Raw genomic sequence first — 11,022 nt, 5'->3', positions numbered from 1 at the left:
CAGTTTTATATTTCATGGTATTCCCTCGTTAAATTACTCCGTGATACATATACGCTTATAGTGTTCTTAGGATATTACACCCGGATTAGAAAAGTTAAAACCACGAAGCTTGTTTGATTAGTGCATAAGTGCATTGATTAGTAAAAATACTTTTTAAGTTTTAAAAATCAAACTGGTTTTTAAAGTTTAATCTTTATGCTAGGATTTTATGAAGATTTTTGATTATGGGCCGAAAGCTAAAGGTTCCTTTGCAAGTCTTGGGTCTCTTTATAGCTCGATTTTATAACAGGATGTAATAGTTAGAGGAGCTCAGAATACGATGCTCGTAACGCTAACAATAACGAGTTATCAATATCAGGCCTTGGGTGCTGATGCACAGCATTGCTTTGATGAGAAGGGAGGTGCTTTTGGGCGAGCTTCCTCTAATGACTGGGTACTTCCTGATCCCGAAAGAATAATTTCCAGCAAGCATGGTGTGGTCTCCTTTCAAGATGGGTGTTTTTATGTGACAGACACCAGCACAAATGGAATTTTTGTAAGTGGCCAATCCTCTGCGATTGGAAATGGTAATTCTGTTGGACTATCTGATGGTACTACGTTTCGTTTTGGGGATTATGATATATCGGTATCATTTTCTAGCAACGGTAAGCCAGTTGATAGCTCAGGATATGAATCTTCAAATGATGAAATGGAATCCGAAGAACTTATTATAAATGCGCCGACTTTCGATCCTTTAAAAGACAATTCACCTAATGGCACCGCACCACATTCAGATCATGATGTTGGTGATTTTAATGACCGCTTTATTTCTGAAAGCTCTGATCAAGATGCAAAACTAGACCATTCATCGGCCTTAAATGATATTTTTCAAGCACCTGAGATTTTAGAAGATCAACATAAACCAATACTTGATGAACCCGTAGAGTTTTCTTCTGAAAAAGAGCAGATTCCAGAGAATTGGGATAGCTCTTTCTCTATCGAAGAACCCTCCGAATTTTTAAAGCCAGAGAGTTCTAGTCATAATCTAGATCCTTTTCACGTTGAGGACTTTCCTTCCTCCCCTGACATTGACAACTCACTAGTTGCTAAAAAACAACTAACCCTCGATGATCAGCCGACTCCGACTCCGACTCCGACTCCGACTCCGACTCCGACTCCGACTCCGACTCCGACTCCGACTCCGACTCCGACTCCGACTCCAAGCAAGGGACGGGATGACTTTTTTGAACTGTTTATAAATGCGGCAGGTATGGAAACAGAGCATTTTGCATACTTGGATAAGAAGCAGGCAATGTCTGATTTTGGGCGACTATTTCGCGAGATGCTACAAGGGATTATTGAATTGCAGCATGCTCGAACGAACCTGAAAAATGAGTTCAGGATGTCTTTGACAATGTTACGACCTATCGAAAATAATCCCCTTAAATTTTCACCTAATGTGGATGAAGCATTAAGAATGCTCTTTCTCAATAAAGGGGGCGGTTACTTAAGTTCTAATGATGCAATTGAAGAAAGTGTTGAGGAAATACGTAGCCATCAAATAGCGATGATTACCGGTATGCAGGCTGCATTTTCTGCTTTGATGTTGCGTTTAGACCCTGCTCACTTTGTCAAAGAGGATAAGGAATCGAATGTACTCCAAGCGGCATTGAATTCTATGAATAAGAAATCAAACGCTTGGGACAATTATATTAAGTTTTACAAGAATAATGTTACTGAATCGGAGAGTGCTTTTCAGGTGCTGTTTGGAGAAGCATTTTCGCGTGCTTATGAAGATCAAGTACAGCGTTTGACCGTTACTGAGAAATAAGACCTGCTTACGGTTAGGTCTGCAGTTTTAAAATGAAATTACAGTTTACATCGCAACGAGTTAAGCATGCTGTTTTGATATCGTAGGTGATGCTTGATTTTCGATAGGGAGTATTGGATGTCACAAAGTGCCCGAGTCATTTGGTCTGAAGGAATGTTTCTTCGGCCCCATCATTACCAGCAATATACCCGATTTGTTGAAAATCTGATTGAGGAGCGCTGTACTCACTTACGGCCTTTTTCGTGGGGCGTTGTTGATTTCCAGATTGACCAGAAGCTCTTAGGCTTAGGCAAAGTTTCTATAAGTCAGGCTAGGGGGGTGTTTCAGGATGGTACGCCCTTTAGTATTCCTAGCAATGATGAGCCTCCTTTGGCGATAGATATTCCTGAAGATATAAAGGATTGTGTTGTCTATTTATGTATTCCGTTGCAGCGCTCAGGTACTGCAGATATCGATAATGAATCGGATCCTGATAGTCTGGCGAGATACTCGCCTATAGAAATAGAGACGCAAGATAATTGCTCAATAGGCGGGAGCATGGCAGCCATTCGGGTTGGTAAGTTACGTATGCGCCTCATGTTAGAGAAGCATCACCGAGATGAATATGCTTGTTTGGGTATAGGCAGAATAGTCGAAGTTAGGGCTGATAAAAGCTTATTAATGGATGAAAACTTTCTGTTGCCCTCTTTGGATTGTCGAGCATCTCCTGGGCTTGTCAGCTTTATGAAAGAGTTAACCGGTTTGCTGAAGCATAGAGCAGATGCGCTAGCGGGTAGGATAGTTGTTTCTGGCCGTGGAGGGGCAGCAGAGATTGCTGACTTCTTACTGCTTCAGGCAGTTAATCGATATTCTCCATTGATTACTCATCTTGCATCACTTCGCGGTTACCACCCAGAATCGTTTTATCAGTTTGCTGTTTCGATGGCTGGAGAAATGGCTACTTTTACAGCTACAAACAAAATTGCACCAGAGTTTGATATTTACCAACATGACAACCTTCAAAAAACATTTGCACCGGTTTTTGAATCTCTGCGTCAATCTCTTAGCATGGTTTTAGAGCAAACGGCTGTTTCTATTCCTCTACAGGAACGTAAATATGGTATTCGTGTTGCAATTGTGAGTGATGAGTCACTTCTTCAGCAAGCTAGCTTTGTTCTTGCGGTTTCTTCTGACACTCCTGCTGAAGATGTTCGCCAGAGGTTTCCTGCACAAGTAAAAATTGGCCCGACTGAGCAAATACGACAGCTGGTAAATGTCCAACTACCTGGCATCAGAATTAGGCCCATGCCTGTTGCCCCGCGTCAAATTCCTTACCATACCGGTTACGTGTATTTTGAGTTGGAGAAAAGCGGTGATTTATGGGGGCAGTTAAATGTATCGGGTGGTGTCGCGATTCATATAGGAGGTGAGTTCCCTAACCTTAAGCTTGAGTTATGGGCGATAAGGCAATAATAGGAGTTAAATGACATGAGTGCTGATGATCCATTCTCTAATGACCACAGTGATCGAACCATTATTCGGCCTATGCCCGGAGGAAAGGCCGCTTCTTTTTCTGGTCAGATTGATCGAAATGTTTCTGGAGAACGGAAGCAAACTCCTTCATATGAGGCTCCTGCTCAGTCGTACTCCCCTCCTCAAGGAAACCGTGGTATTTCGCCTTTACCTCTCCCTAAGGGCTCTGGTCTAAATCTTCTTGTTGATAATGCTTATTCATTATTGATGCTAGCTTCTCAGCTTCGAAATAGTGCTATGCAGAGTGATATAACGTCTTTAAGAAACAGTGTCATTCATCAAATTAGGTTGTTTGAAGATACCACGAGGTCTAATGGGCTTGATCAGGATGAGACACTGACTGCGCGGTATATGCTTTGTACCTTTCTTGATGAGAGTGTTTTAAAGACCCCATGGGGGAGCGATAGTGACTGGGCTTCCCAAACATTACTTAGCACCTTTCATAATGAGACGTGGGGTGGGGAGAAATTCTTTCTTGTACTAGATAATTTGAAAAAAAATCCTGCAAAAAATCTTGAAATTCTTGAGCTGATTTATATCTGTTTGTCGTTTGGTTTTGAGGGTAAGTATGGTGTTTCTGATAGAGGGCTCACTCAATTAGTCGCTATTCAAGATGACCTTTTTAAGTTGATTTCTTTACAGCGGGGCGACTTTGAAAGGGAGCTGTCTCCACATTGGCGCGGTGTGCCTGACACGCGAAATGCTCTAATTAAATATGTCCCGCTTTGGGTAGTTGTTGCTCTATCTGGGATGTTACTGCTGCTCGTGTATAGCGGGTTTCGATTGATCGTAGGAGCGACTACTGAGCCTGTTATTGAAGAGCTAAACCAGATAAAACAAGAGCAAACTATAGAGCTAAGGAAGTAATGATCCGGTAGTAATTTTCTAAAGCCAACGAGGAAGGGAAAGCTATGAGACGATTATTTGGTTTTTTAAGGAACCGCTGGCTTATTTCTTTGCTCGGGCTTTTGGCTATCAGTATTTTAATCTGGATAGTAGGCCCATTGATTGCGATAGATGGCTGGGTTCCCTTAAAAGATGAACTGGTGCGCTTGATTGCTATATTACTTGTGTTGCTTTTGTGGGGAGGCAACAAGCTTCGTATTCAAATAAAGATGAATAAAGCTAACTCAGAGCTCGCCAAAGGGTTTGATCAGCCAATTGTTGAGGATGACTCTGTTCTTAGTCAGTCTGCTGAAGAAGTAGCGTTACTAAAAGAACGATTTGAAGAAGCGCTTCAGGTCATGAAAAAATCCTCTGGGAAGAAAAATGTTGCAGGAATATATGACCTTCCTTGGTACATCATTATTGGTCCCCCAGGCAGTGGTAAAACCACGGCATTACTGAATTCGGGCCTTCGTTTTCCTCTTGAAGACAAGTTTGGTAAAGAGTCACTTAGAGGTGTAGGTGGGACAAGGAATTGCGATTGGTGGTTTACTGAGGATGCTGTTTTGCTGGATACAGCAGGTAGGTATACAACTCAGGATAGCCATAAGCAAGCAGACAGTGCCGCGTGGGAGGGATTTCTAGATCTATTAAAGAAATATCGCCGTCGCCGTCCGATTAACGGAGCTATGATTGCAATTAGTTTATCTGATCTACTGATGCAGAATGAATCCGAACGGATGCAACAAATAAAGGCTATTAAGCTCCGACTGCAAGAATTAAATAGCCGCTTAGGCGTTCGCTTTCCGGTTTATGTATTGTTGACTAAGTGTGACCTTATTGCTGGTTTTATGGAATTCTTCGATGATCTGGGACAAGAGGAAAGACGCCAAGTTTTGGGTATGAGCTTTCCTTATGAGCCTAAAGGCGGTAATGCATCACCTGCCAGTCTTTTTATGAATGAGTTTGATGCGCTTATTGAGAGGCTTAATAAGCGTTTGTTATGGAGGATGCAGCAAGAGAGAGACCCTCAGAGACGAGCTGTTCTGTTTTCTTTCCCGCAACAAGTAGCGTCATTAAGAGAGTTGTTGAATGGCTTTCTGGGCGATTTGTTTTCAGAAAATCGTTATGACGAGCCTATGCTATTACGAGGCTTTTATTTAACAAGTGGAACCCAAGAAGGCTCACCTATTGATAGAGTTGTTGGCGCTTTATCAAATACTTTTGGTTTAAATCAGCAAATGATCAGGCCGCACGAGGGACAAGGACGTAGCTATTTTGTTAATAGGTTGATGAACGATGTGATTTTCAATGAGGCTGGCTTAGTAGGTTCTAATCAGCGACTTGAAATACGACGTCAATGGGTGCAGAGAGCATCTTATGGTGGTGTTGTTGGTCTCACGGCACTGGCTATTGTGGTGTGGATGACTAGCTTGACACGGAATGAAGTATATATTTATCGTTTTAAAGCTGCTCTTGAAGAATATAAAAGCTCGTACCAAACTAACCCACGTAACGTTTCAACTTTTGATCGGGTGTTGAATCGCCTTAATGGGGTTCGTGAGTTAACGCAGGTTTATAGTACTTTTGATGATGGTGTTCCTATATTGATGCGTATGGGGTTATACCAAGGAAATACACTGACAGGTGCTGCAAGGGAGATATATCAAGGGGAGCTTAATACGTTAATGTTACCTGCGGTTAAGCACCGTCTTGAAGAACATCTAGTCAGCGAAAGAACCGGGCCTGATCTTAAATATGAGGCTTTAAAAGCCTATTTAATGTTAGGAGATAAGGCGAGACGGGACTCGACGTTTATAAAGCTTTGGATGACATTAGACTGGCAAGCCCTGTATCCGAATAATCCAGAAACTCAGGGGCAATTTCAGGCCCACACTTCAGAAATGTTGGATCTTGGGTTTATTTCAACCGAACTAAACCCAGATATCATAGCTAGTTCTAGGCTTTCACTAAAGTCAGTACAGTTGTCAGAATTGCTTTATGGAAGAATGAAGCGTGATTACGCTGCATTTGATGAAAACCCGTTTCGTTTGATTGATGCTATGGGGCCTATAGGCCGTAAGGTTTTTCATCGAGAAAGTGGAGCAGATTTGGATGATGGGATATCTAGTCTATTTACCTATGAGGGTTACCATAACTATTTTAAAGACAAAATTAGTACAATTTCAGAAGTATCAAGCGAAGAAAATTGGGTGTTAGATCCTAATAAGCCTGAGTTATCAGATCCTGAGGTTGAACAGCTGCAAAGCGAACTAGAAGCACTTTATTTTTCTGACTATAACCACTCTTGGGACCAATTATTGGGAGATGTCAGTGTGCTTCCTTTTAAAAGCTTAAGTCAAGCAGCAGATGTACTAGACACGCTCGCTTCACCTAACTCCCCTATGCGTAATTTATTACAGGCGGTTGTAAAGAACACGCAGCTATTCAATGAAGGGTTAATAGATAAAGCTGTCGGCAAGGTCACTGGAGGGGGTGCTCAAGGGCGGTTATCTCGGCTTTTATTACCGGGTATAAGTGGCGTTGCTTCTTCTGAATTAAGCCATCCCGAGAAACAAGTGGATGAGCACTTTAAACAGATAAATACATTATTAAAGAAATCTGAAAATGGTATGGCACCTATTGATCCATTGTTCGAGCTGTTGTCGCAACTATATGGGCAGTTTGGATCCATGACAATGGGCATAGACTCGGGCTCCTTAAGTGCAGTGACGGGTGGGGGCTCGAGTGACCTATTGATTAGAATGCAGTCAGAAACTACGCGGCAGCCTGAACCGGTGAAAAGGTGGTTACAACAGGTGCTCATTAATAGCCGAAAAGTGACAATGGCTGATGCACGTTCTCAAATTAATGCTATCTGGCAAGCCGAAGTTCTTCCGTTGTGTAAAAAGGCGGTTCAAAACCGGTATCCATTTTATAGGAAAAGCGCTAGGGATATAACGCTACTTGATTTTGGTAAGTTGTTTGGCCCTGGTGGCTTGATTGACTCTTTTTTCGAAGACAATATCAAGCCTTTTGTAAAGGTGTCGGGTGGTCGGTGGCAGTGGAAACCTGTTGCAAATAGCAGTATCGGGATGTCTAAAAATACGCTGGTTCAATTCCGAAGAGCTGCCAGTTTTCGTGATGCATATTTTCAATTAGGTGGTCAAACACCTTCCGTTAGCTTTGGTCTTAAGCCATTGTTTCTTGATGCAAATGTCAAAGTCTTTAGTTTGAATTTAGATGGGCAGCAATTTCGCTATCGTCATGGTCCTGCACGTGTTTTAAAAGCACAATGGCCTGGTCCCAACAGCATTAACCAAGTTCGTCTAGTATTTCAGGATGATCGAAATGCATCCGCAGCTAACACAATTGAGGGGCCGTGGGCCTTATTTAGATTGTTAGATCAATCTAAAGTTGATGTGAAATCAAGGGATGTAGCGAATGCTACTTTTAGTCTTAAGGGTCTTAAAACCACATGGCAATTACGGGCAGATACCGTATCGAATCCTTTTCAGATCGATCAAATTCACAAATTTCGCTGCCCTAACCGCTTATAGGTAATTATATGGAGTCTACAGCTGGTTTTTATGGAAAGTTTCCTGAAGTAGGAGATTTTGTAAACCGAAGGCTTCCCAAAAGCTTTGTTGAGCCGTGGGATGGTTGGCTTCAGAGTGCCATAGCCAGTAGCCAAACACAATTAGGAGAAGAGTGGTTAAAAATGTACCTAACTAGCCCGCTTTGGCGGTTTGTTATATCAAAGGGCTTATGTGGTGATTCTCCATGGTTTGGTTTGATGATGCCGAGCGTTGATAGGGTCGGCCGTTATTTTCCGCTAACGCTTGCTTGTCGATTACCGCTAGATGCTAATCCTTTAAAAGTTGTGTTAGAAGGCTCTGATTGGTTTGATATGGCCGAAGAGGCATTGATGAGTGTGCTGGTTGATACGCGATTTAATATGGAAAACTTTGATACAAGAGTTGTTTCATTGGGAAGCCTTGATAAAGCACATGCCTCTATCGGAACGCCAATAAATGTGGGCTTCGGTTCTGTCTGGCAAATTTCACTGTCAGAACAAGGTGTTAATTCTGCAATACCGACATTGGCGCATCAATTATTGTTACAGCGGCTGTCTGATTACAGTTTATGGTGGGGTAGTGGGTCTGATTTTGTATCATCGAGCTTACTTGTTTGTGCGGGCTTACCTCAGGTAAAAGATTTTTCAGCTATGTTGAGTGGTGATTGGAGTTCTGGAAATTGGGAGCAATGGTCAATGCCTCTACCGGATAACATTTAGGCTATAGGTAATAAAATGAATAGATCAAAGTCGTTTGTTTGGCAATCAGCGGGTTTGACGGATACCGGCAATATTAGAAAGGTCAATGAAGACTCGTTCTTAGACTCCCCGGATACCGGAATCTGGGTTGTTGCTGATGGTATGGGTGGGCATGACTCAGGCGATGTCGCTAGTAAGTCCGTCATCGATAGCTTAGATGCTTTGCCATCCATGTCTGAGATAGACATGTTTGTAGAGGCGGCTCAAGACAATCTGTGGGATGTAAATAAGGAGTTGCGCCTGATTGCGGACAATCGGGGCTCTCAAACAACGATAGGCAGCACAGTAGCGTTGTTACTTGCAATTAATGGTGATTGTGCGGTTCTTTGGGCAGGAGATAGTCGGGTTTATAGATTGCGCAATGGCGCTATTGCTGCCGTTACACATGATCATAGTCAGGTGCAAGAAATGGTTGATAAGGGCCTGATTAAAGCCGCAGATGCAGAGAGCCATCCTGCATCGAATATCATAACCCGTGCTATAGGGGCTTATGAAAACCTGGTTGTAGATGTTAAGTTCGATAAAATACACGCTTATGATCGATACGTGATCTGCAGTGATGGCTTATACAAAGAAGTTTCGGAGAGTGAAATAGAGCAGATAATGCAGTCATCCAATAATATAAATTTTGTCGCAAGCAGATTAATGGAACTGGCACTGAGTAGAGGTGCGCGGGACAATGTTACAGTAGTCGCTGTTGAGTTTTCGCATAAAACTAAAAGTTAAAGATCGACTTAGGTTATGGTGTTGCTGAGTAACCTTAGATAATTATTGAAAATTTTTGTCAAATAAAATCACAAGTGATTCAATGTGTTATGCCATTAGCTATGCTGGTGAGTGTTTAATGCGACTAAAACAATGCAGACCGAGTGTAGATATACATATTATGCGTTTAATTAAAATTATTAATGAAAAAAATGGAACAATAATAATTCTATCCATAAGTATTGCTGTTTTAATAGCTTTCTTTATGTTTGACCCTATAGGCCAAGATAATGAGTATCATAATTTTTCCGATACTATGTCGGGTATGTTTATTCCGAATATGTTGAATGTACTGTCCAATATACCATTTTTAATGGTAGGTGTTCTTGGGTTGGTTGCACTAAAAGCGGAAGGTAGGGGGGCGTTGAAAATACTTAATGCTAATTACTATGCATATTTGGCGCTATTTTTAGGGGCTGCACTCGTAGGCATTGGCTCCGGCTACTACCATTTATGGCCAAGTAACGAAACCTTGGTGTGGGATCGTATACCGATGACAATTGCATTTATGGGGCTCTTCTCAGTTATTATTAGTGAATTTATATCTATAAAACTAGGTAGAATATGTCTGATACCTTTTTTATGCATAGGCTTAGCTTCGGTTTTATATTGGAGGTTTACAGAGATCTGGGGCGAAGGTGATCTTCGCTATTATGCAGTTGTGCAGTTTTTCCCAATTCTAACCATTCCGGTAATGCTCGTGTTTTTCAAATCAAATTATTCTTGCCGCTCAGGGTATTGGGTATTACTTGCTACCTATGTTGCTGCAAAGCTATTTGAAACTTTTGATAGTCAGGTGCATGGTTTTCTGGGTGTGATTAGTGGGCACAGTATCAAACACATATTACCAGCCATGGGTTTGTATTATTTGATTAAAGTGTATAGAAAAAGAGAGGGTGTGGAGCAAAGATAGGGCGAGGAGTTTATCTACTAAAACAGATACTATGTGCTTTCAATGCTGTTTCGTTAGGAGGTGTCATCGGCGCATTCGACAAGTAGGCCGCTTGAGCTAAGCTGTATCTTTGCCCAAGCGGTAGAGGTCGTACTTCTTTATTTTTCTGCTTTAACTGAGCTGCCTTCACCAAACCATTTTTCGGCAAGTGCTTTGGCCGCTTTTAAACTCATTTCTTTAGAGTGGATATCGCCAACAGGGCGCCCATCTTTATTAAAGATCTTATAACTCATCTCATAGCTCCAAGCTTTTCTTATTTTCCATTCTTATTAACTATAGCCTATTTTTTGACAACAATATGAGTTTTAGTTCGGTTTCTGTATAGCTCTTTATGCTCTATACGTTTTCATTATAAATAACAAATGCTTCTTTGAAGCCTCGTACAATGAGGAATCGTCTTAGTTTAGGCTATGAAAATGCTGTAAAGGTATGAACTTCATTCGGATATGTGGATCTTCTGGACGGGTGTAAAACGTAAGACAAATGAAGCTAACAGTGTGTTGAATTATGATTCGATATTTTTTTGTAACCTTTTGAAATAAAACACTTGTAATAAGCTTAAATATTTGGATAATACGCTGCATCTCATTGAGACACAGGATTAAAAAACGAGTAAACACTCAATCCTGATCTTTACTCCAGCAAGATATTTGCATTGGAGCATCCAGCCCGGATGGTGAAATTGGTAGACACACAAGACTTAAAATCTTGCGCTTGAAAGAGCGTGCCGGTTCAATTCCGGCTCCGGGCACCATCTTTTCT

The 11,022-nt window shown here is 41.6% G+C and carries 8 protein-coding genes and 1 tRNA gene; 8 read left to right on the top strand and 1 reads right to left on the bottom strand.

What is annotated here, in order from left to right:
- Positions 1-319 precede the first annotated feature (319 nt).
- The 7 genes from tagH (at position 320) to QZZ55_RS18525 (ending at position 10,221) form a co-directional block, all read left to right on the top strand.
- Positions 320-1,810, top strand: coding sequence for a type VI secretion system-associated FHA domain protein TagH (gene tagH, locus QZZ55_RS18555; protein ID WP_293268913.1), 1,491 nt, complete (start codon positions 320-322; stop codon positions 1,808-1,810).
- A 117-nt stretch (positions 1,811-1,927) separates the two neighbouring features.
- The gene (gene tssK, locus QZZ55_RS18550) at positions 1,928-3,262 is read left to right on the top strand and encodes a type VI secretion system baseplate subunit TssK (protein WP_293268912.1); all 1,335 of its coding nucleotides are present in this window, start codon (positions 1,928-1,930) and stop codon (positions 3,260-3,262) included.
- 15 nt (positions 3,263-3,277) lie between these two features.
- Complete coding sequence (icmH, locus tag QZZ55_RS18545; protein ID WP_293268911.1) at positions 3,278-4,189, top strand: type IVB secretion system protein IcmH/DotU; 912 nt, start codon at positions 3,278-3,280, stop codon at positions 4,187-4,189.
- Positions 4,190-4,233: 44 nt separating this feature from the next.
- The gene (gene tssM / locus QZZ55_RS18540; RefSeq protein WP_293268910.1) at positions 4,234-7,767 is read left to right on the top strand and encodes a type VI secretion system membrane subunit TssM; all 3,534 of its coding nucleotides are present in this window, start codon (positions 4,234-4,236) and stop codon (positions 7,765-7,767) included.
- A gap of 8 nt (positions 7,768-7,775) precedes the next feature.
- Positions 7,776-8,504: a type VI secretion system-associated protein TagF gene (gene tagF, locus QZZ55_RS18535; protein ID WP_293268909.1), complete on the top strand. Its 729-nt coding sequence runs from the start codon at positions 7,776-7,778 to the stop codon at positions 8,502-8,504.
- A gap of 15 nt (positions 8,505-8,519) precedes the next feature.
- On the top strand, positions 8,520-9,269 hold the full coding sequence (locus tag QZZ55_RS18530) for a protein phosphatase 2C domain-containing protein (RefSeq protein ID WP_293268908.1): 750 nt from the start codon (positions 8,520-8,522) through the stop codon (positions 9,267-9,269).
- Positions 9,270-9,387: 118 nt separating this feature from the next.
- Complete coding sequence (locus tag QZZ55_RS18525) at positions 9,388-10,221, top strand: ceramidase domain-containing protein (RefSeq protein ID WP_293268907.1); 834 nt, start codon at positions 9,388-9,390, stop codon at positions 10,219-10,221.
- Positions 10,222-10,358: 137 nt separating this feature from the next.
- Here QZZ55_RS18525 and QZZ55_RS18520 read toward each other — a convergent pair whose 3' ends face one another.
- The gene (locus QZZ55_RS18520; RefSeq protein ID WP_293268906.1) at positions 10,359-10,493 is read right to left on the bottom strand and encodes a hypothetical protein; all 135 of its coding nucleotides are present in this window, start codon (positions 10,491-10,493) and stop codon (positions 10,359-10,361) included.
- A 434-nt stretch (positions 10,494-10,927) separates the two neighbouring features.
- Between QZZ55_RS18520 and QZZ55_RS18515 the strand changes: the two genes are divergently transcribed.
- Positions 10,928-11,014 (top strand) — tRNA-Leu (locus tag QZZ55_RS18515).
- Positions 11,015-11,022 lie beyond the last annotated feature (8 nt).

Source organism: Neptunomonas sp. (genome assembly GCF_016744175.1).
Lineage (GTDB): Bacteria > Pseudomonadota > Gammaproteobacteria > Pseudomonadales > Balneatricaceae > Neptunomonas.
The sequence above is the reverse complement of the archived record's forward strand: the minus strand, read 5'-3'. Positions and strand labels throughout refer to the sequence as shown.

Coding starts and splice junctions, on each gene's coding strand:
- tagF (WP_293268909.1), top strand. CDS start 7,776: ATGGAGTCTACAGCTGGTTTTTATGGAAAGTTTCCTGAAGTAGGAGAT.
- icmH (WP_293268911.1), top strand. CDS start 3,278: ATGAGTGCTGATGATCCATTCTCTAATGACCACAGTGATCGAACCATT.
- tssK (WP_293268912.1), top strand. CDS start 1,928: ATGTCACAAAGTGCCCGAGTCATTTGGTCTGAAGGAATGTTTCTTCGG.
- tagH (WP_293268913.1), top strand. CDS start 320: ATGCTCGTAACGCTAACAATAACGAGTTATCAATATCAGGCCTTGGGT.
- tssM (WP_293268910.1), top strand. CDS start 4,234: ATGAGACGATTATTTGGTTTTTTAAGGAACCGCTGGCTTATTTCTTTG.
- QZZ55_RS18525 (WP_293268907.1), top strand. CDS start 9,388: ATGCGACTAAAACAATGCAGACCGAGTGTAGATATACATATTATGCGT.
- QZZ55_RS18530 (WP_293268908.1), top strand. CDS start 8,520: ATGAATAGATCAAAGTCGTTTGTTTGGCAATCAGCGGGTTTGACGGAT.
- QZZ55_RS18520 (WP_293268906.1), bottom strand. CDS start 10,493: ATGAGTTATAAGATCTTTAATAAAGATGGGCGCCCTGTTGGCGATATC.